The organism is Amycolatopsis sp. NPDC104819 (genome assembly GCF_055583145.1).
Genome location: NZ_JBVJON010000013.1, coordinates 252,591 through 272,175 on the forward strand (window position 1 = coordinate 252,591; position 19,585 = coordinate 272,175).

Here is a 19,585-nt window from a genome sequence, read left to right on the forward strand (position 1 = left end):
GGAGCGGGTGGTTCGGGTCAGGTGATGGCGCGCCCCGCGTACTCCGGGACCGGGCCCACGTGGTGCTGCAGCCGCTCCGCGACGTCGGCGGGGAGCGGCGACGCTCTCGAGTCGGTGACGTGGATCGCGAGGATCTCCTCGGTGGCGACGAGGTCACCCGCGACCCGCATCTCGTGGCAGAGGCGGACCTTCTTCGCGCCGAGGCCGACCACCCTGGTGGTCACGTCCAGCTCGGCGTCCGGCCCGACTTCGCGCAGGTAGCGGACGTGGGCCTCCACCGTGTACAGCGAGGACCCGCTGCGCTCGGGGCCGAGGCCGACGACGTCCATCAGGTGCGTGGTCGCGTCGCCGAAGACGAGGACGTAGTACGGCTCGGAGAGGTGGCCGTTGTAGTCGATCCACTCCGGACGGACCTTGTCGCGATAGGACAGTTCAGCCATCACGGGCCTCCTCGACGGCGCGCTGGACGGCGATGATCGCGCGGTCGCGTTCGGCGATCAGGTCCGCGATCGTGCGCCGGCCGGCCTCCTCCTCGCAGCCGTCGACCACGGCGTCCCGCAGCTCCCGCGTCAGCTCCGGCGCTTCGAGGCGGGTCCACGGCGCCTTGAGCGACGGGCCGAAGTGGTCGAGCATGTGCGCCATCCCGCCTTCCCCGCCCGCGAGGTGGAAGGTGAGCATCGGCCCCTGGACCGGCCAGCGCAGGCCCGGTCCGGCGGTGATGGCGGTGTCGATCTGCTCGACGGTGGCCTCGCCGTGCTCGACCATGTGCAGGGCCTCGCGCCACAGCGCCTCCTGCAGCCGGTTCGCGATGAACCCCGGGACCTCGCGGTCCATGGTGATCACCGTCTTGCCGACGCGCCGGTAGAACCCGGCGGCATGCTCGACGGCCCAGGCGTCGGTCCGCTCGCCGCCGACGACCTCGACCAGCGGGATCAGGTACGGCGGGTTGAACGGGTGCCCGACGACCAGACGGCCCGGGGTCACGGCGTCGGCCTGCATCTCGGTCATGCCGTACCCGGACGTCGAGGACGCGACGACGATCCCGGCCGGGGTGACGGCGTCGATCTCGGCGAGCAGCTTCCGCTTGAGCGGGAGGTCCTCGGGCGCGCTCTCCTGGACGAACACCGCGTCCGCGACGGCTTCGGCGAGGGTGGCCGTGACCACGAGGTTGTCCCGGCTCGCGCCCTCGGCGAGGCCGAGCGAGGTGAGCGCGGGCCAGGCGGCGTCGACCAGCCGCCGCAGCTTCGCCTCGGCGTCCGGCGCCGGGTCCCAGGCGCGGACGTGGAAGCCCTGGGCGAGGAAGTGCGCGACCCAGCCGCCGCCGATCACGCCGGCGCCGACACACGCGACCGTCTCAGGCATGGACACGCTCCTTCAGGCCGAGGATCTCGCGGGCGCGGGAAGCGCTTACCACGGTGGCGCCGAGGTCCTGGACGATCCCGACGGCGCGCTCGACGAGCTGGCCGTTGGTCGCCTTGACGCCCTTGGCCAGGTAGAGGTTGTCCTCCAGCCCGACCCGGACGTGCCCGCCGAGCAGCACCGACTGCGCGACCCACGGCATCTGGTCCCGGCCGATGGCGAAGGACGCCCACTGCGCCTTCTCCGGAAGCAGGTTGACCATGGCCTGCAGCAGCCCGGGGTCGACCGGCGCGCCGTAGGGGATGCCCATGCAGAGCTGGAAGAGCGGGGGAGCGTCGATCAGGCCTTCTTCGACCATTTTGGACGCGAACCAGAGGTGCCCGGTGTCGAAGATCTCCAGCTCGGGTTTGACACCCAGCTCCTGGATCCGCTTGGCCCCGGCACGCAGCATGTCCGGAGTGGACACGTAGAGCTGGCTGCCCTCACCGAAGTTGAGGGACCCGCAGTCGAGGGTGCAGATGTCCGGCAGCAGCTCTTCGACGTGCGGCAGCCGGTCCAGCGCGTTGACGAGGTCGGTGCCGTCGACCGGCTTGAGCGGGTCTTCCCGGTCGATGACGAGGTCACCGCCCATGCCGGCGGTCAGGTTGACGACAACGTCCACACCGGACTCTTTCACCAGCCGCACGACTTCGCGGTACAGCGAGACGTCCCGCGACGGCGAACCGGTCTCGGGGTCCCGGACGTGGATGTGCACAACGGCGGCCCCGGCGTTCACGGCCTCGACGGCGCTCGCGGCGATCTGCGCGGGCGTGACGGGCACGTGCGGGCTGCGGCCGACGGTGTCTCCGGCCCCGGTGAGGGCGCAGGTGACGATGACCTCGTGGTTCATCAGGCTCCTTGGACGATCGAGCTTTCGATGAAGTCGTGCAGGTGTTCTCGCATGGTTTCGGCGGTGCTGCCGGGGCGGCCGGTCAGCACCTGGATGCCGAGGCCGTCGATCAGCGCCGTGAGCCGCGTGGTCGCGAGGTCCGGGTCGGTCACCGCGAACACTCCCTGCTCGCAGCCGGAGCGGATGGTCATCGCGATCGTGCGTTCCCAGCGGCTGATCGAGTCGTGGTAGAGGGACCGGAACGACGGGTCGAGCGAGACCTCGTTCCACACCTGCAGCCACACCGACCACTCGGCGCGCAGGACGCCGTCGGTCGGCAGCTGCAGCTCGACCAGGCGGTGCAGCCGCTCGTGCGCGTCGGAGATCGAATGCAGCTCCGCGACCTGGCGGTCGAAGGCGAGCTTCACGTTGCGGCGCAACGCTTCGTTGAGGACCTCGGTCTTGCTCGGGAAGTGGTAGTGGATGGTGGCGGTGCTCGTGCCGCACGCCTGCGCGATGTCGGCGATGCGGACCTTGTGGTAACCGCGTTCGGCGATCAGCGTCCAGGCCGTCTCCAGGATGCGGCGGCGTGGTTCGGACTGGGCGAGGTGGTCGGGGTCGTCGCTCGCGAGGCGGGTCGCCGGCGCGGGCACCGCGGTGACGGTGATCGCGTCGTCGCTGCCGTTGAGCAGCCAGTTGACCGTGACGCCGCAGTGCTCGGCGACGCGGACCAGTTCGTGCGGCGAGAACCGGCGGGTGCCGTTCAGCGCCTTGGACAGCTTCGTCTCGTCGAGCCCGATCGCGGCGGCGAACTCCCGCTGGGCCCCCGGCACGGCCTTGACCAGGCCGCGGACCCGGTCCCGCACCTCGGCGGATTCGTCCATGCCCCGAGACGGTAACCCCGAGTTGCGAGAATCGCAATCCTTGACTGATGAGTCAGTCGAAGCGCAATATCACTGGTCCCGGAGGTGATCGCCGATGATCGACGCACCGCTCTGCCTGTTCCGGACCCGTGTGCCGCCGGAGTGGGTCGACTACAACGGCCACATGAGCGAGTCCCGCTACCTCGAAGCGGTCGGGGACAACTCCGACGCCTTCTTCCGGCTGATCGGCGTCGACGACGCCTACCGCGCGGCGGGCCGCTCGCTGTACACGGTCGAGACGCACCTCCGTCACCTCGGGGAGGCCGCCGAGGGTGACCGGCTGCGCTGCACGCTGCAGCTGCTCGACCACGACACCAAGCGCATCCACTTCTTCCACCGGATCCTGGTCGAGGCGGACGACCGGCTGCTGGCGACCGCCGAACAGCTGCTGGTGCACGTCGACATCGCCGCCGCGCGGTCGACGCCCCTTCCCGTTGCGGTCGGTGAAAAGCTCGCCGACATCGCTCGCGCGCACGAGCCGCTGGGGCCACCCGACGGCGTCGGCCGGTCGATCGGGATCCGGCGATGAGCGTCCGCACCGAGGCCGCCGACGGCGTCCTGCTGGTCACGCTCGACCGGCCGAAGGCGAACGCGATCGACGTCCCGACGAGCCGCGCGCTGTACGAAGCGTTCACACGGCTGCGAGACGACGACACGCTGCGCGTGGGGATCGTGACCGGCGCGGGGGAGCGGTTCTTCTCGGCGGGCTGGGACCTGAAGGCGGAAGAGGCCGTCGACGCCGATCACGGCGACGGCGGCTTCGCCGGGCTGACGGAGTTCTTCGACCTCGGCAAACCGGTGATCGCGGCCGCCAACGGCCTCGCGCTCGGCGGCGGGTTCGAGCTCGCCCTGGCGGCCGACCTGGTCGTCGCGGCGGAGCACGCCGAGTTCGCGCTGCCCGAGTGCCGCCTGGGCCTGGTGCCCGACTCCGGCGGTGTGCTGCGCCTGCCCCGGCGGCTGCCCGAGGTGCTCGCGAACGAACTGCTGTTCACCGGTGACCGGCTGACCGCGGCCGAAGCCGCGCGCTGGGGCCTGGTCAACCGCGTGGTCCCGGGTGACGCGGTCGTCGACGTCGCCCGCGAGCTGGCGGCCCGGATCGCGGAGTCCGCGCCGCTGGCTGTCGCGGCGGTCAAGGAGATCGGCCACGCGACCGCCGGACTGTCCATTCCGGACGCCTTCGCGCGCATGCGGTCGGGGTTGCCCGCGTACCAGCGGGTGCTGCGTTCGGACGACGCCCGGGAAGGCCCGCGGGCCTTCGCCGAACGCCGTCGTCCACAGTGGACCGGGCGCTAGCGCGGCACCACCGCGAACCGCCGCAGCTCCAGGGCCGGGTTCTTCGCCCGCACCTCGGTGACCCGGTCCGGAGAGACTTCGCCGACGGCGACACCGGTCTGCTCGCCGAGCGAGGTGACCACCACGCCCATCGGGTCGATGAGCAGGCTCGTGCCCGACCCGGTCGGCGCGGCCTGGCCCGCGGCGGCGACGTAGAGCGTGTTCTCGATCGCGCGCGCCCGCACGAGCGTGCTCCAGTGGTACTCCTTGAGCGGCCCGGGCACCCACTCCGCGGGCAGCAGCACGACCTGCGCTCCCGCGTCGGCCAGCCGGCGCGTGACCTCGGGGAACCGCAGGTCGTAACAGGTCTGGAGACCGAAGCGGACGCCGTCGACCTCGAACGTCTCCGGCTCGGTGATCTCGCCTGCCCGCACGACGTCGGACTCGCGGAAGCCGAAAGCGTCGTACAAGTGGATCTTGCGGTACAGGGCGGCGACGGCGCCGTCCGGCCCGGCGGCGACGAGGGTGTTGGAGATCCGGTCCCCGTCGAGGCGTTCGTTCATCCCGGCCACGATCGCGACGTCGCGGTCCTTCGCCAGGGCGCGCAGGCCCGTGACGAACTCGCCGTCGAGGTCTTCGGCGGACTCGACGAACCGGCGGTCCATCGCGGGGACCGTGAACATCGTGTACTCGGGCAGCAGCACCAGCCGGGCGCCGCGGTCCACGGCGTCGCCGACGAGGCTCGTCACGGTCGCGAGGTTGGCGGCCTTGTCGTCTCCGGGCGCGAACTGCGCCAGGGCCACGTTTGTCATCGGACGTCCTTCCCGGTAACGGCGGGCATGCGGTCCAGCTTGCCCAGCACCACGGTGTAACAGAAGATCCCGGCGAGCAGCACCACACCGGTGACGAGGAACGCGCCGGCGAACGAGCCGGTCAGGTCGACCACGGCGCCGGTGACGATCGGCGCGGCGATGCCGATCATGTTGGCGACGAAGTTGACCAGCCCGCCGAGCGTGCCCGAACAGCCTTCCGGCGCGATGACGGCGACGATGCTGGACCCGGCCGGCACCGACACGGCGAGCCCGGCGGCCCCGATCGACAGGAACACCAGCGCCGTCGCGACCGAGCCGGCGTAGGCGGCGCCGGCGACCGACAGCGAGACGAGCATGCTGACGACGAGCACGATCCGCCGGGCCTTCGTCTCGTCGCCGCTGCGGGCGATCAGCCGGTCGAGCACGATGCCGCCGACGAGGAACTGCGCGAGCACCGCGACCAGCCACGGGATCATCGTGTAGAACCCGCCGGACAGCAGCTTCACGCCGAACTGCTTCTCGAGGTAACCGGGGAGCCAGGTCAGCAGCACGTAGTAGGCGTAGGTGTAGGACGCGTACCCGAGCGCGAGCCCCCAGGTCTTGCGGCGGCGCAGCAGGTGTCCCAGTCCGGTGAGCGAGCTCGGCGTCGGCGCGTCTTCGTCGTCCGCGCCGCCTTCGCGCAGGTACGCGAACTCCTCGGGTGAGAGCCGGCCGCGGGCCAGGGCCTGCTTCGGTGTCAGGTACAGCAGCCACCAGACGAGCAGGTAGCCGAGGCTGAGAACGCCGGTGAAGAGGAACGCCGCGTGCCAGCTGAACGCCGTCACGAGGAACGCCATCACCGGGATCCCGAGGACGTTGGAGACCTTGGCGCAGCCGTCGAAGATCGCGGTGGCGCGGCCCCGCTCCGAGCGCGGGAACCACTGCCCGATCGCCTTCCAGCCCGCCGGGATCGTCGGCGCCTCGCCGAACCCGAGGATCAGCCGTGACGCCAGCAGCAGCCCGAGCCCGCCCGACGCGGCGGTCAGGAACGACGCGACGGCCCACAGCAGCGCGGCCGTGCGGTTGACCCAGCGGACGCCGATGCGGTCGATGATCGCGCCGATCGGCAGCTGCAGCACCGCGTAGGTCCAGAGGAACGCCGAAGCGACCACGCCGAGCTGGGCCGCGCTGAGGTGGAACTCGCGCATCATCTCGGGCCCGGCGATGGAGAGGTTGACGCGGTCGACGTAGTTGACGAACGACCCGACGCCGAGCACCCCGGCGATGGTCCAGCGGGTGCGGCCCGCGGTGCGGGTCCGGGTTCGCTCGGCCGTCGTCATCGCGCCTGCTTCGCGAGCGTCGTGGTCTCCTCGAACGCCGCGGTGAGCCCGGCGGCGAGCGCGCCGTGCTGCATGGTCAGCGCGAGCTGGCCGGCGCCGTTCGCGAGGGCGAACTCCTTCTCCTCGTGGCTCCACGCGGGCAGCACCCACGGCTTCCCGGCGGCGCGGGCGGCGTCGGCGATGCGCTTCAGGTCGGCGAAGTCGCCGGGCTCGCGCGTGTAGGCGCCTCGCTCGCGGCGCAGCGACAGGTCGGACGGGCCGACGAACACGCCGTCGACGGTGTCCAGCGCCAGGATCTCGGTGATGTCCTCGATCGCGCCGGCGTCCTCGATCATCGGCAGGCAGCGGGTGCCGCGGTCCTGCGCGGTGACCCACTCGTCGGAAAAGCCGCGATAGCCCGTGGTGCGCCCGCCGGCGAAGCTGCGGTCGCCCAGCGGCGGGAACTTCGCGAAGGCCGTGACGGCCTTGGCGTGGGCCGCGTTCTCGACGTGCGGGATGACGACTGCGTCGGCCCCGAAGTCCAGGGCCTGCTGGATCGGGCCGCGCTCGGGGCCGAGCACCTTGGCGAGGACGTCGAGCCCGAGCGCGCGCAGGAAGGGGATGAACCGCTCGAGGTCGGCCAGGTCGAACGCGCCGTGCTCGATGTCGAGGACGGCGGCGCCGTAGCCGATGCCGCGGGCGATTTCGGCGGCCGCGAACGACGGGTCGGAGAGCCAGACGGCGTAGCGCCGGTCGGCGGGGACTGGGGACATCGGGGAACCTCCTGCGCACGGACGACGGTAGCTCCGGTTGTTGTGTGCACCGTGTAGACACGATGGATATCTGTCGGTCCAGACGCTAAGCTGACCTCGACGAGGGGAGCAGCATGACCACGAGCGTGCCGGCCGGCCCGGCCCGGGACCGCGTCTACGCCTGGCTGCGCGACGGGATCATCGCCGGTGAGCTCGAAGGCGGCCGGTTCCTGGACGAGCACTGGGTCTCCGGCGAGACCGGAGTCTCCCGGACCCCGGTCCGCGAGGCGTTCCACCGCTTGGAGGCCGAGCGGTTCATCAGCCTCCTGCCGCGCAAGGGCGCCCAGGTCCGCACGGTGACCGCGCGCGAGCTCGAGGAGGTCTACCAGAGCCGGCGGCTGATCGAAGGACACGCGATCTCGGCGGTCTGCGCCGCCCGCGCCGGGGCGCCCGCGGAGATGGCGGGCCTGATCGAGGAGATGGACGACGCCGGGAAGGCCCGTGACTGGTTCGCCGTGTCCGGCCTGGACCGCGCGTTCCACCGCGCGATCGTCAACGCGGCGGGCAACAGCGTGCTGACCGAGTTGTACGACACACTCCGCTCGCGCCAGCAGCGGGTCGCCGTGCGGGCGCTGGAGGCCCGGCCGGAACGGCTGCCGGTGATCGACGCCGAGCACCGCGCGCTGGTCGCCGCCCTCGACGCGCACGACGCCGAAGGGGCGCTGCGGATCCTCAACCAGCACCTGCGCCCGGTGTCCGAAGTGGTCTCGGCCCTCAAGCGCGGCTGATCCCGCAGCCAGCGGCGCCGGTCCCGCGGGTGATAGGAATGGCCGGTGACCGAACCGAACCTGATCGAAGCCGCCGCGGCCGAGGCCGTCACGCTGACCAGCGAGCTCATCCGCATCGACACGACCAACACCGGCGACCCCGACACCCTGGTCGGCGAGCGGGCGGCGGCCGAGTACGTCGCGGAGAAGCTGACCGACGCCGGCTACGAGATCACCTACGTCGAGTCGGGCGGCAAGAACCGGCACAACGTCATCGTCCGGCTCGAGGGCGCCGACCGGTCCCGCGGCGGCCTGCTGATCCACGGCCACCTCGACGCCGTCCCCGCCGACCCGTCCGAGTGGTCGGTGCACCCGTTCTCCGGCGCGGTCCAGGACGACTACGTCTGGGGCCGCGGCGCCGTCGACATGAAGGACATGTGCGGGATGGCGCTCGCGCTGGCCCGCCACTACAAGATGAACAACGTCGTCCCGCCGCGCGACCTGGTGTTCGCGTTCCTGGCCGACGAAGAGGCGGGCGGGAAGTACGGCGCGCAGTGGCTGGTGGAGAACCGGCCGGAGCTGTTCGAGGGGGTCACCGAGGCGATCAGCGAGGTCGGCGGGTTCTCGATCACGCTCAAGGACGACGTCCGCGCGTACCTGATCGAGACGGCGGAGAAGGGAATCCGCTGGATGAAGCTGCGCGTGCGCGGCACCGCCGGGCACGGGTCGATGATCCACCGCGACAACGCCGTGACGAAGCTCGCCGAGGCCGTCGCGAAGCTCGGCAACCACCGGTTCCCGCTGGTGCTGACCGACTCCGTGAAGGAGTTCCTCGCCGGCGTCACCGAGATCACCGGCTGGGACTTCCCCGAGGACGACCTCGAGGGCTCGGTCGCCAAGCTGGGCAACATCTCCCGGATGATCGGCGCGACCCTGCGCGACACCGCCAACCCGACGATGCTCACCGCCGGGTACAAGTCGAACGTCATCCCGTCGGTCGCCGAGGCCGCGGTGGACTGCCGGATCCTGCCGGGGCGGCTCGAGGCGTTCGACCGCGAGCTCGACGAGCTGCTCGGCCCGGACATCGAGAAGGAGTGGATGGAGCTCCCGCCGGTCGAGACGACGTTCGACGGCGCGCTCGTCGACGCCATGACCGCCGCCGTGCTGGCCGAAGACCCGGGCGCGAAGACGTTGCCGTACATGCTTTCCGGCGGCACCGACGCGAAGTCCTTTCAGGACCTCGGGATCCGCAACTTCGGCTTCGCGCCGCTGAAGCTGCCCGCGGACCTCGACTTCTCGGCGCTCTTCCACGGCGTCGACGAGCGGGTCCCGGTCGAGGCGCTGAAGTTCGGCACGCGGGTGCTGGACCGGTTCCTGCGCACGTCCTGATGACGCAGTTCGCGCTCGCCGACGGCACGCCCCTGCAGGTCATCCGCAGGGGCGACCCGGCCGCGCCGGTGACCGTGGTGTTCGTCCACGGCTATGCGCTGGACCAGCGCAGCTGGGGCCGGATCGCGCCGCTGGTGCCGGACGCCGCCGACGGGCCGGTGGCCGTGCTGACCTACGACCAGCGCGGCCACGGCGGGTCCGGGCGGGCGCGCCGCGGCACCGCGACCATGGCGCGGCTCGGGGACGACCTCGCCGAGCTGCTGGCCGGCGAGGTCCCGGCCGGGCGGGTGGTGCTGGTGGGCCACGACATGGGCGGGCTCGCGATCATGTCGCTGTCCCAGCGGCACCCGGAGCTGTTCGCCGCGCGTGTGTCGGGCCTGGTGCTGCTCGCGACGTCGTCGGGGACCCTGGCGACGGAGGTGTCGGCGGCCTGGCCGAACGCGCTGGGCAAGCTGGCCCGCGACCTCGAGGCGGTGCTCGGGTCGAAGCTCTTCGGCGTGGTCCGCGAGCACACGAGCCGCGCGGTCAGCGCGGGCCTGCGGTGGTGGCTCTTCGGCGACGACCCGGACCCGGACCTGGTCGAGCTGACGGTCAAGATGATCCGCGGCAACTGGCCGCACACGGTGTCATTGTTCCGCCCGGCACTGGACGCGTACGCGCGCGAGGCGGCGTTGTCGCAGGTCAGTGGCCTGCCGGTGACGGCGATCGTGGGGGAGCGCGACCGGATCGTCCGCGCGTCCGACGTCGAGCAGTGGGTCGGCGGCCTCGACGCGGGGACGGCGGTCGTGCTGCCGGGGGTCGGGCACGTCGTGCCGTTGGAAGCGGCCGCGCAGGTGCTGCCGCGGGTGGTCGCGATGGTCAACGCCGCTCATCGGCAGGAGTGAGCTCGGTCCAGGGGAGGGGCGCGATGGGTTTCCGTACCGGACCGGTCGTCCGGGTGGCGGCGGCCGCCGATGTGGCGGCGATCTGCCGGTTCGGTGAGACGCACGTCCGGCCGCACTACACCCCGCTGATCGGCGCGGCCGCCGCCGGCGAGCAGGTCCGCGTCTGGTGGAACGAGACGCACGTCGGCGCGGCCGTGGCCCAGGGTCTGGTGGTCGTCGCCGACGACGGCGGGCACCTCGTCGGGGTGGGCCAGCGCGGCCGGGGCGCGGCCGGTCCGGTGGTCTACAAGCTCTACGTCCATCCCGCCCGGCGCGGCGACGGGCTGGGGCCACGGCTGCTCGAAGCCCTCACCGCACAGCTGCCGGCGGGGGACGGGCGGCTGTGGATCGAGCACTTCGCCGCCAACGAGCGCGCGGGAGAGTTCTACGAGCGTGAGGGTTTCGCCGTGGACCGGGTCGAACCGAGCCCGACGGGCGATCCCGCGCGAGACGTCGTCTGGCGGTCGCGGCCACTTCACCGACAAGACGAGAGTTCTTGACAACTTCTCTGTTCGGAGGCGATGCTGGACCCATGTTTTCCGTGGCGGTGATCGAAGACGCGGCGGCGGCCGAGGTGTCGCTCGACCCGATCCGGGCCCGGCTGCTCGCCGAACTGGCGCAGCCGGCCTCGGCGACCATGCTGGCGGCGCGGGTCGAGCTGCCGCGACAGAAGGTCAACTACCACCTGCGCGCGCTGGAGAAGCACGGCCTGGTGGAGCTGGTCGAGGAGCGGCGCAAGGGCAACGTCACCGAGCGGATGATGCGCGCGACGGCGTCGTCGTACGTCATCTCGCCGGCCGCGCTGGCCGCGGTGCAGCCGGATCCGGCCCAGTCGCCGGACCGGCTCTCCGCTCGATGGCTGCTGGCCGTCGCCGGGCGGCTGGTGCGTGACGTCGGCCTGCTCCTCACCGGAGCGGCGAAGGCCCAGCAGCGTGTCGCGACCTTCGCGCTCGACGGTGAGGTCCGGTTCGCCTCGGCTGCCGACCGGGCGGCGTTCGCCGAGGAGCTCGCCACCGCCGTCACGACCCTGGTCGGCAAGTACCACGACGAGACGGCCGAGAAGGGCCGCCCGCACCGGGTGGTCGTCGCCGTGCACCCGAGCGTCCCGGAGGAGTCCTGAGATGGGGCGCGAGTTCGAGCTGACCGAAGCCGCCGAGGTCGACGCCTCGCCGGAAGAGCTGTGGGACGCCATCGCGACGGGCCCGGGCATCGACTCGTGGTTCATGGGCCGCAACGAGGTCGAGGGCGGCACCGGCGGTGTGGTCCGCGGCGCGTTCGGCGGGTACCAGCCGGAGTACCGGATCCGGGAGTGGGACCCGCTCGAGAAGCTCGTCTACGGCAGCGACCCCGCGCCGGACGGGCGGAAGGTCGGCTACGAGTTCCTCATCGAGGGCCGCGACGGCGGGAGCTCGGTGATCCGCTGCGTCACCAGCGGCTTCCTGCCCGGCGACGACTGGGAGGACGAGTTCGAGGCGATGACCGGGGGCGGCGCGATGTTCTTCCGCACGCTGGTCGAGTACGTCACGCACTTCGCCGGCCGCACGGCGGTGCCGCTGACCGTGTTCGGCCCGCCGGTGGGGGACTGGGACGACGCCTGGACCCGGCTCGGCGCCGCGCTCGGTCTTCCCGCGCGGCCCGCCGAAGGCGACCGCGTGCGGCTCTCGCTCGACGGCCGGGCGCCGCAGGAGGGCGTGGTCTACGCGGTGAACGAGCAGAACGCGGGGGTGCGCACCGCGGACGCGATGTACCGCTTCCTGCGCGGGTTCCACGGCCCGATGATCGCTTCGCACCACGTCTTCGCCCCGGGCGCGGACGCGGTGACCGAGGAGAAGGCCTGGAGCGCCTGGCTGGACCGCGTGTTCGGCTGACGGCCTAGGTCGGCAGGCCGCCGGGAAGGCTTTCGGAGGTCTTCTTGCGGCGCAACCAGACCCGGCGCGTGCCGTCGGCGTACAACCGCACGTTCCGCAGCTCCCAGCCCGCGAACTCCGCGTGGATGGAGAGCTGGATCATCGCCGCGCGCCGCGACACACCCGGGGGGAGGTGCAGGCGGCGGTACTCCCAATCCCCTTCGACCACCGCCTCGCTGACCGTCGTCATGGCTGGATCACCTGGGTCCCTTCTCCGGCGGCCGAGCCAATGACCACCCGGCCGCTGGTTTCGTCCACCCCGACCGAGTCCGGCTGGCGCACGGTGGGAAACCGGTACTTCTCCACGGGCTCGCCCCCGCGGACGTCGAACCCGACCACCTCGTTGCGCTCGGTGAGCGTCACCCAGGCCAGGCTCCGCTTCGCGTCGTAGGCGATCCCGTACGCGCCGCCCGGCACCGGGTAGCGCTGCCGCATGATCAGCGGCGACGCCGAGAACGCGATCAGCGCGCCGTCGCGCACGTCGGTCACCAGCACCCGCCCGTAGGAGTCGGCCACGGCGTTGGCCGCGCCGTCCCCCGCGCGCAGACCCTCGTTGACCTTCCCGGCGGCGACGTCGACCGAGAACACCGCCGTCCGCAGCCGGTCCAGCACCACGACCCCGCGGCCGGTGTCGACCACGTCGTCGGCGCTGTAGAGCTGCCCGCCGATCGACCGCGCCGGACCCGCCGCCGGCAGCACCTGGATGTCCTTCGCCGGACCCATCGCGACCAGCCGGTCGGCGCCGTAGACGATGCTCGACGCCGGCTGCCCGCCCGTCTTCGTCTCGGTCAGCTTCCGGTCCGGCAGGCTCAGCTGCTGCACCACGCCCCGCGCCGGTTCCGCGATCTCGACCCGCCCCGGCGTCACGCTCAGCCGCTCGGCTTTGCTGTATAACGGCATATTCACCGGGGCGGACGCGAGCGCGTTGAGGTCGTACAGCTGCAGCGACGGCGGCTGGGAAAGCGCAACGACGAGGGTCGAAGTCTTCGGGTCGACGGCGACGGCCGAGACCGCGCCACCCGGCAGGACCTGACCGGCCGGCTTCACGGTGACCGCGGGGGAGACCGCCGGGCGCGCGGCCGTCGGGTTCGCGACGATCTGGAGCTCGTCGCCGTCCGGCTTGGCCGACGAGCAGCCCGAGAGCACCAGGACACCGGCGAGCGGGATCACGACCCACGACACGGCGGCGAACCGACGCACGTTGCTGCCTCCAGGTGTCCCTCGACGGGCGGTCTTCACCAGCATCCTCCACGATGGTCTTGCCGTCACGTGCATGTCACCCAACAGACACCTAATGCGGCCAGCGCTCCGGGTAACCGACGCCGATCGCGCTGACGTCGTCGAGCGCGGAGCGGATGGCGGGCGGGAGGGTGATGTCCTCCGCCGTCAGCGAACCGGTGAGCTGACCGGTGTCGCGGGCGCCGACGATCGGGGCGACCACGCCCGGCCGGTCGCGGACCCAGGCCAGCGCGACGGCGAGCGGGGACGTGCCGAGCCCGTCGGCCGCGGTGGCGACGGCCTGCACGATCCGGGCGGCCCGGTCGGTGCGGTGGTGCTCGACGTACCCGGCGAGCATCCCGGCCGACGCACCGCGGGAGTCGGCCGGGGTGCCGGTGCGGTACTTGCCGGTCAGCACCCCGCGGCCGAGCGGCGCCCACGGCAGCAGGCCGACCCCGTGGTGTTCGGCGGCGGGCACGACCTCACGGTCGACGCCGCGTTCCAGCAGGGAGTACTCCATCTGCGTGGAGACGATCGGGGCGACGGCCGCGGTGGTCGCGGCGGCGGTCGCCAGCTGCCAGCCCGAGTAGTTGGAGACGCCGACGTAGCGGACCTTGCCGCTGGTCACGGCGTACTCGAGGGCGGCGAGTGTCTCGGCGAGGGGGACGCAGCCGTCCCAGGCGTGCAGCTGCCAGAGGTCGATGTGGTCGGTGCCGAGCCGCTTGAGCGAGCCGTCGAGGGCGGTGAGCAGCGCGCCGCGGGAGGCGCCGCCGCCGAAGGGGCCGTCGGTGCGCCGGGCGACGGCCTTGGTCGCGACGATGACGTCGTCGCGCGGCACGAGGTCGCCCAGGAGCGAGCCGAGCACCCGCTCGCTCTCGCCTTCGCAGTAGATGTCGGCGGTGTCCACCAGGGTGCCGCCGGCGTCGACGAAGGCGACCAGCTGGCTGGCCGCTTCTTCCGCGTCGGTGTCGTCACCCCAGGACAGGGTGCCGAGCGCCATCCTCGAGACCCGCAGTCCCGAGCGGCCGAGCAGTCGCTTTTCCACGACCGCCGAGCCTAGTGGGCGGCACTGCCAGTTCCTGACCAAGGTGAGTCGTGTCGTGGTCGAGGGCCCCCGTTAGGGTTCGGCCCCGTGCGACTCGGACTCAATCTCGGCTACTGGGGAGCGGGGAACGACCCCGCGAACCTGGCCCTGGCGAAACAGGCGGACGACCTCGGGTACGCGGTCGTGTGGGCCGCGGAGGCCTACGGCTCGGACGCGGTGACGGTGCTCACGTGGATCGCGGCGCAGACGACGCGGATCGACGTCGGCGCCGCGGTGCTGCAGATCCCGGCCCGGACCCCGGCGATGACCGCCATGACGGCGGCGACCCTCGACACGCTGTCGGGCGGCCGGTTCCGGCTGGGCCTCGGGGTGTCGGGCCCGCAGGTGTCGGAGGGCTGGCACGGCGTGCGCTTCACCTCGCCGCTGGGCCGCACCCGGGAGTACACCGAGATCGTGCGCAAGGCGCTGCGGCGCGAGCGGCTGGCCCACGAGGGTGCGCACTTCACGCTGCCGCTGCCGGACGGACCGGGCAAGGCGCTGCGGCTGACCGTCCGCCCGGCCCGCAAGCACATCCCGCTCTACCTGGCCGCGATCGGCCCGAAGAACCTGGAGCTGACCGGCGAGCTCGCCGACGGCTGGCTGCCGGTGTTCTTCTCGCCGGCGCACGCGGGGGAGCAGCTCGCCCACCTGCGGGCCGGCGCCGAACGCGCCGGGCGGTCACTGGAGGGCTTCGACGTCGTCCCGACGGTGCCGCTGGTCCCCGGTGACGACTGGCGGGCCTGCGCGGACGCCGTCCGCGGGTACGCGGCGCTCTACCTCGGCGGCATGGGCAGCCGGGAGAAGAACTTCTACAACCAGCTGGCCTGCCGCATGGGCTTCGCAGCCGAGGCGGCCGAAGTGCAGGAAAAGTACCTGGCCGGCGACCGGGCGGGGGCGATGGCGGCGGTGCCGCTGGAGTTCCTCGACGCGACGTCGCTGCTGGGTCCCGAGGAACGGATCGCGGAGAAGATGACCCAATTCGCCGAGGCCGGCGTGACGACCCTGTCGGTGTCGCCGTTCACCCCGGACCCGGCCGCCGCGCTGCGCACGGCCGCCGACGCGATCGAGAAGGCGGGGGTGGCCTGACGTGGGCTGGTTCGAAGCACTGGTCCTGGGCTTGGTCCAGGGCCTCACGGAGTTCCTGCCGATCTCCTCGAGCGCGCACCTGCGGATCGTCGCGGCGCTCGTCGGCTGGGACGACCCGGGCGCGGCGTTCACCGCGGTCACCCAGATCGGCACCGAGCTCGCGGTGATCATCTACTTCGGCAAGAAGATCGGGCGGATCCTGCAGGCCTGGTTCTTCTCGCTGTACAAGCCGGACTGGCGCCGCGACCCGGACGCCCGGCTGGGCTGGCTGATCATCATCGGCTCGCTGCCGATCGTGGTGCTCGGCCTGCTGCTGCAGGACCAGATCGACAGCGCGTTCCGCGACCTGCGGATCACCGCGAGCGTGCTCATCGTGTTCGGCCTGATCCTGCTGGTCGCCGACCGGATCGGGAAGCAGGAGCGGACGCTGGACCACCTGACGGTGCCGCACGGCCTCGGGTTCGGCTTCGCCCAGGCGCTCGCGCTGATCCCGGGTGTCTCCCGCTCGGGCGGCACGACCAGCGCGGGCCTGCTGCTGGGCTACACCCGCGCCGAGGCCGCCGAGTACTCGTTCCTGCTGGCGCTGCCGGCGGTGTTCGGGTCGGGGGTGTACAAGCTCAAGGACATCGGCTCGGGCGGCGTGCCGGCGCAGTGGGGCCCGACGATCCTCGCCACGCTCGTCGCCTTCGGGGTCGGGTACGCCGTGATCGCCTGGCTGATGTCCTACATCAAGAAGCGCAGCTTCGTGCCGTTCGTGGTGTACCGGCTCGTGCTCGGCGTGCTGCTGTTCGTGCTCATCTTCACCGGCGTCCTGGACCCGAACGCGGGTCCGGTCGGCCACTGACCACCCGGGGGCGCCGGTCACCCGTGCGGATGATCGGCGCCCCCGTAGTGTGGTGGCCGTGAGTACGGTCATTCTGCTGAGGCACGGCAAGTCGACGGCCAACGGCTCCGGGGTCCTGGCCGGGCGGTCCCCGAAGGTCAACCTCGACGACACCGGCCGCGCCCAGGCCGAGAAGCTGGTCGAGCGGCTCGAAGGCGTCCCGCTGGCGGGGCTCGTCGTGTCGCCGATGCTGCGGTGCAAGCAGACGGTCGGCCCGCTGGCCGCCGCGCGCGGGCTCGAGAAGGTCGTCGAACCGGGGCTGTCCGAAGTGGACTACGGCGACTGGACCGGCAAGGAGCTCAAGCACCTCGCGAAGGAGCCGCTCTGGCGGGTCGTGCAGGCGCACGCCTCGGCCGCGGTGTTCCCGGGCGGGGAGGGGCTCGCCCAGATGCAGGCGCGCTCGGTGGCCGCCGTCCGCGCCCACGACCGGCGGATCGCCGCCGAGCACGGCGACCACGCCGTCTGGCTGCTGTGCAGCCACGGCGACGTCATCAAGTCCATCCTCGCCGACGCGCTCGGCCAGCACCTCGACGCCTTCCAGCGGATCGTCGTCGACCCGTCGTCGATCTCGGTCGTGCGCTACACCGAGACGCGGCCGTTCGTGCTCCGCGTCAACGACCACAGCGCCGACCTGAGCGGCATCGTGCCGCCGGAACCGAAGCCGGCGAAACGGGGTAAAAAGGCCACCAAGGACGCCGGGACCAGCGACGCCGTCGTCGGCGGTACCACCGGCCGGTGAGCTTGGCCACCTCCGGAAAGCGCTGACATCGGCACCGGGGTGACCCGTAGGGTGGTGGGACCGAGTGAGTGTTTCTCCCCGACCAGGAGCCTGCCCCGATGATTTCGCCGGACAACCCGTTCGCCGCACCCAGCGAACTGCCCTACGCCCTGCCGCCCTTCGACCGGATCGCGGACGAGCACTACCGGCCCGCGTTCGAAGCGGGGCTGGCCGAGCACGCGGCGGAGATCGAGGCGATCGCGGCGCAGGACGCCGAGCCGACGTTCGACAACACCATCGTGGCGCTGGAACGCTCCGGCGAGCTGCTCGGCCGGGTGGCGAGCGTGTTCTACAACCTGTCCGGCTCCAACAGCACCGACGAGATCCAGGCGATCCAGGCGGAGTTCGCGCCGAAGCTGGCGGCCCACCACGACGCGATCCACCTGGACCCCCGGCTGTTCGCCCGCATCGACACCCTGCACGCTCGGCGCGCCGAGCTCGGCCTGGACGAGGAGTCGCTGCGGCTGCTGGAGCGCCAGCACACCGACTTCAGCCGTGCGGGCGCCGGGCTCGGCGAGGCCGAGCAGGCCCGCCTGCGCGCGCTCAACGAGCAGCTTTCGACGTTGCAGACCCGGTTCCAGCAGAACCTGCTCAAGGACACCAACACCCTGGCCGTCGTGATCGCCGACCGCGCGGAGCTGGCCGGCTTCGGTGACGGCGCGATCGCCACCGCGGCCGAGGCGGCGGCCGCCCGCGGCGAAGCCGGCAAGTACGTGCTCAGCCTGACCCTGCCGACGAGCCAGGCGTCCCCGCTGGAAACCCTGCGCGACCGCGACGTCCGCGCGCGGATCCACACCGCGTCGATGGCGCGGGGCAACGGCGGCAACGAGTTCGACAACAACACCGTCGTCGCGGAGATCGTGCGGCTGCGCGCCGAACGCGCCGCGCTGCTCGGCTACCCGAACCACGCGGCGTACGTCATCGCGGACGAGACGGCCAAGACCGCGGAAGCCGCCGCCGGGCTCCTGGAGCGGCTGGCGCCCGCGGCGGTCGCGAACGCGCGGACCGAAGCCGCGGAACTGCAGCAGCTGCTCGAAGCCGACGTGCCGGGCGCGTCCCTGCGGCCCTCGGACTGGCCCTACTACGCCGCCCAGGTCCGGCGTGAACGCTTCGACGTCGACACCGAGGCCCTGCGCCCCTACTTCGAGGCCGACCGCGTCTACCTCGACGGCGTCTTCTTCGCCGCCACCAAGCTGTACGGGCTCACCTTCACCGAACGGCACGACCTGCCGAAGTACCACCCGGAGGTCCGGACCTTCGAGGTCTTCGACACCGACGGCACCCCGCTCGGGCTGTACCTGCTGGACCTCTACACCCGCGACGCCAAGCGCGGCGGCGCCTGGATGAACACCTTCGTCGACCAGTCCGAGCTGCTCGGCCGCAAGACGGTCGTGGTGAACGTCCTCAACGTCGGCAAGCCGCCGGCGGGGGAGCCGACCCTGCTGACCTTCGACGAGGTCGTGACCGCGTTCCACGAGTTCGGCCACGCCCTGCACGCCCTCGTCTCGGCCGTCCGCTACCCGACGTTCTCCGGCACCAACGTGCCCCGCGACTTCGTCGAATACCCGTCCCAGGTCAACGAGATGTGGATGCTGTGGCCGGAGGTGCTGGCCAACTACGCCAAGCACCACGAGACCGGCGAGGCGCTGCCCGCCGAGCAGGTCGAGAAGCTCCTCGCCGCCCAGCAGTACGGCGAAGGCTTCTCCACCACCGAATACCTGGCGGCGTCGCTGCTCGACCAGGCCTGGCACCGCCTCGGCGTCGACGACCGCGTCGAGGACGTGCAGCGGTTCGAGACCGACGCGCTGGTGAAGGCCGGCGTCGCGGTGGAAGCCATCCCGCCGCGCTACCGCACCACCTACTTCGCGCATATTTTCAGCGGCGGCTACAGCGCCGGGTACTACTCCTACATCTGGAGCGAGGTCCTCGACGCCGACACCGTCCAGTGGTTCCGGGAGAGCGGGGGACTGACCCGCGAGAACGGCGACCACTTCCGCCGCACTCTCCTCGGCCGCGGCGGATCCCTCGACCCGATGGACGCCTTCCGTGCCTTCCGCGGCCGCGACCCCGAGATCGAACCCCTCCTCAAGCGCCGAGGACTCAACGGAGTCTGAGCATTCTTCAACTGTATAACGCCCTATACCCTGGGGCTGGTTTCGAAAAAACCGGCTCCAGGACCGTTGATACAAGAACAGCAACGAAAAGCGGGGCCGCTCGGGCAGTATCGCCTTCCCCTGCAGTCGCACGTCCGCGACCTTCGCCGGGC

22 protein-coding genes are annotated in these 19,585 nt (G+C 71.8%); 12 read left to right on the forward strand and 10 right to left on the reverse strand.

Annotated elements, in window-relative coordinates:
• Nucleotides 1-17: 17 nt before the first annotated feature.
• Genes ACZ63E_RS35560 through ACZ63E_RS35575 form a run of 4 tightly spaced genes read right to left on the reverse strand, consistent with a single transcriptional unit; the run spans nucleotide 18 to nucleotide 3,111 of the window.
• Complete coding sequence (locus ACZ63E_RS35560) at nucleotides 18-440, reverse strand: thioesterase family protein (protein WP_465340626.1); 423 nt, start codon at nucleotides 438-440, stop codon at nucleotides 18-20.
• Entirely contained in the window at nucleotides 433-1,362 is a 930-nt protein-coding gene (locus ACZ63E_RS35565) for a 3-hydroxyacyl-CoA dehydrogenase NAD-binding domain-containing protein (protein WP_465340627.1), read from the reverse strand. The genes ACZ63E_RS35560 and ACZ63E_RS35565 overlap by 8 nt, the downstream gene beginning before the upstream one ends.
• Nucleotides 1,355-2,248: a beta-keto acid cleavage family enzyme gene (locus ACZ63E_RS35570; protein ID WP_465340628.1), complete on the reverse strand. Its 894-nt coding sequence runs from the start codon at nucleotides 2,246-2,248 to the stop codon at nucleotides 1,355-1,357. The genes ACZ63E_RS35565 and ACZ63E_RS35570 overlap by 8 nt, the downstream gene beginning before the upstream one ends.
• Nucleotides 2,248-3,111, reverse strand: a complete 864-nt coding sequence (locus ACZ63E_RS35575) for a TetR/AcrR family transcriptional regulator (protein WP_465340629.1) — start codon at nucleotides 3,109-3,111, stop codon at nucleotides 2,248-2,250. The genes ACZ63E_RS35570 and ACZ63E_RS35575 overlap by 1 nt, the downstream gene beginning before the upstream one ends.
• Nucleotides 3,112-3,205: 94 nt before the next feature.
• On the opposite strand from ACZ63E_RS35575, the gene ACZ63E_RS35580 reads away from it, so the two are divergent.
• Together ACZ63E_RS35580 and ACZ63E_RS35585 are read left to right on the forward strand one after the other, a co-directional pair.
• Nucleotides 3,206-3,679: a thioesterase family protein gene (locus ACZ63E_RS35580; protein WP_465340630.1), complete on the forward strand. Its 474-nt coding sequence runs from the start codon at nucleotides 3,206-3,208 to the stop codon at nucleotides 3,677-3,679.
• Nucleotides 3,676-4,443 (forward strand): enoyl-CoA hydratase-related protein, encoded by a 768-nt coding sequence (locus ACZ63E_RS35585; RefSeq protein ID WP_465340631.1) that lies wholly within the window; start codon nucleotides 3,676-3,678, stop codon nucleotides 4,441-4,443. The genes ACZ63E_RS35580 and ACZ63E_RS35585 overlap by 4 nt, the downstream gene beginning before the upstream one ends.
• Here the strand turns inward: ACZ63E_RS35585 and ACZ63E_RS35590 are convergent.
• The 3 genes from ACZ63E_RS35590 to ACZ63E_RS35600 are packed head-to-tail and all read right to left on the reverse strand — an operon-like array spanning nucleotide 4,440 to nucleotide 7,305.
• Nucleotides 4,440-5,234: a carbon-nitrogen hydrolase family protein gene (locus tag ACZ63E_RS35590; RefSeq protein ID WP_465340632.1), complete on the reverse strand. Its 795-nt coding sequence runs from the start codon at nucleotides 5,232-5,234 to the stop codon at nucleotides 4,440-4,442. The genes ACZ63E_RS35585 and ACZ63E_RS35590 overlap by 4 nt on opposite strands.
• On the reverse strand, nucleotides 5,231-6,553 hold the full coding sequence (locus ACZ63E_RS35595; protein WP_465340633.1) for an MFS transporter: 1,323 nt from the start codon (nucleotides 6,551-6,553) through the stop codon (nucleotides 5,231-5,233). The genes ACZ63E_RS35590 and ACZ63E_RS35595 overlap by 4 nt, the downstream gene beginning before the upstream one ends.
• On the reverse strand, nucleotides 6,550-7,305 hold the full coding sequence (locus ACZ63E_RS35600) for an HpcH/HpaI aldolase family protein (protein ID WP_465340634.1): 756 nt from the start codon (nucleotides 7,303-7,305) through the stop codon (nucleotides 6,550-6,552). The genes ACZ63E_RS35595 and ACZ63E_RS35600 overlap by 4 nt, the downstream gene beginning before the upstream one ends.
• Before the next feature lie 113 nt (nucleotides 7,306-7,418).
• On the opposite strand from ACZ63E_RS35600, the gene ACZ63E_RS35605 reads away from it, so the two are divergent.
• Genes ACZ63E_RS35605 through ACZ63E_RS35630 form a run of 6 tightly spaced genes read left to right on the forward strand, consistent with a single transcriptional unit; the run spans nucleotide 7,419 to nucleotide 12,231 of the window.
• Nucleotides 7,419-8,072: a GntR family transcriptional regulator gene (locus tag ACZ63E_RS35605; RefSeq protein WP_465340635.1), complete on the forward strand. Its 654-nt coding sequence runs from the start codon at nucleotides 7,419-7,421 to the stop codon at nucleotides 8,070-8,072.
• A 45-nt stretch (nucleotides 8,073-8,117) separates the two neighbouring features.
• Nucleotides 8,118-9,440, forward strand: a complete 1,323-nt coding sequence (locus ACZ63E_RS35610) for a M20/M25/M40 family metallo-hydrolase (RefSeq protein WP_465340636.1) — start codon at nucleotides 8,118-8,120, stop codon at nucleotides 9,438-9,440.
• The gene (locus ACZ63E_RS35615) at nucleotides 9,440-10,324 is read left to right on the forward strand and encodes an alpha/beta fold hydrolase (RefSeq protein ID WP_465304812.1); all 885 of its coding nucleotides are present in this window, start codon (nucleotides 9,440-9,442) and stop codon (nucleotides 10,322-10,324) included. The genes ACZ63E_RS35610 and ACZ63E_RS35615 overlap by 1 nt, the downstream gene beginning before the upstream one ends.
• A 23-nt stretch (nucleotides 10,325-10,347) precedes the next feature.
• Nucleotides 10,348-10,863, forward strand: a complete 516-nt coding sequence (locus ACZ63E_RS35620; RefSeq protein WP_465340637.1) for a GNAT family N-acetyltransferase — start codon at nucleotides 10,348-10,350, stop codon at nucleotides 10,861-10,863.
• A 32-nt stretch (nucleotides 10,864-10,895) separates the two neighbouring features.
• On the forward strand, nucleotides 10,896-11,483 hold the full coding sequence (locus ACZ63E_RS35625) for an ArsR/SmtB family transcription factor (protein ID WP_465340638.1): 588 nt from the start codon (nucleotides 10,896-10,898) through the stop codon (nucleotides 11,481-11,483).
• Between the two features lies 1 nt (nucleotide 11,484).
• Nucleotides 11,485-12,231 (forward strand): SRPBCC family protein, encoded by a 747-nt coding sequence (locus ACZ63E_RS35630; protein ID WP_465340639.1) that lies wholly within the window; start codon nucleotides 11,485-11,487, stop codon nucleotides 12,229-12,231.
• A gap of 4 nt (nucleotides 12,232-12,235) precedes the next feature.
• Here the strand turns inward: ACZ63E_RS35630 and ACZ63E_RS35635 are convergent, their stop codons facing one another.
• The 3 genes from ACZ63E_RS35635 to ACZ63E_RS35645 form a co-directional block, all read right to left on the reverse strand.
• The gene (locus ACZ63E_RS35635) at nucleotides 12,236-12,460 is read right to left on the reverse strand and encodes a DUF5703 family protein (RefSeq protein WP_465340640.1); all 225 of its coding nucleotides are present in this window, start codon (nucleotides 12,458-12,460) and stop codon (nucleotides 12,236-12,238) included.
• The gene (locus ACZ63E_RS35640; protein WP_465340641.1) at nucleotides 12,457-13,470 is read right to left on the reverse strand and encodes a YncE family protein; all 1,014 of its coding nucleotides are present in this window, start codon (nucleotides 13,468-13,470) and stop codon (nucleotides 12,457-12,459) included. Before ACZ63E_RS35640 ends, ACZ63E_RS35635 begins: the two co-directional genes overlap by 4 nt.
• Before the next feature lie 91 nt (nucleotides 13,471-13,561).
• Nucleotides 13,562-14,533 (reverse strand): aldo/keto reductase, encoded by a 972-nt coding sequence (locus ACZ63E_RS35645; RefSeq protein WP_465340642.1) that lies wholly within the window; start codon nucleotides 14,531-14,533, stop codon nucleotides 13,562-13,564.
• Between the two features lie 87 nt (nucleotides 14,534-14,620).
• Here ACZ63E_RS35645 and ACZ63E_RS35650 point away from each other — a divergent pair, with 87 nt between their 5' ends.
• The 4 genes from ACZ63E_RS35650 to ACZ63E_RS35665 all read left to right on the forward strand — a co-directional run bounded on the left by ACZ63E_RS35650 (nucleotide 14,621) and on the right by ACZ63E_RS35665 (nucleotide 19,433).
• Complete coding sequence (locus ACZ63E_RS35650; RefSeq protein ID WP_465340643.1) at nucleotides 14,621-15,658, forward strand: LLM class F420-dependent oxidoreductase; 1,038 nt, start codon at nucleotides 14,621-14,623, stop codon at nucleotides 15,656-15,658.
• Nucleotide 15,659: 1 nt separating this feature from the next.
• Nucleotides 15,660-16,502, forward strand: coding sequence for an undecaprenyl-diphosphate phosphatase (locus ACZ63E_RS35655; RefSeq protein ID WP_465340644.1), 843 nt, complete (start codon nucleotides 15,660-15,662; stop codon nucleotides 16,500-16,502).
• Nucleotides 16,503-16,560: 58 nt separating this feature from the next.
• Nucleotides 16,561-17,280, forward strand: a complete 720-nt coding sequence (locus tag ACZ63E_RS35660) for a histidine phosphatase family protein (protein WP_465340645.1) — start codon at nucleotides 16,561-16,563, stop codon at nucleotides 17,278-17,280.
• A 98-nt stretch (nucleotides 17,281-17,378) separates the two neighbouring features.
• Nucleotides 17,379-19,433 (forward strand): M3 family metallopeptidase, encoded by a 2,055-nt coding sequence (locus tag ACZ63E_RS35665; RefSeq protein ID WP_465340646.1) that lies wholly within the window; start codon nucleotides 17,379-17,381, stop codon nucleotides 19,431-19,433.
• Nucleotides 19,434-19,585 lie beyond the last annotated feature (152 nt).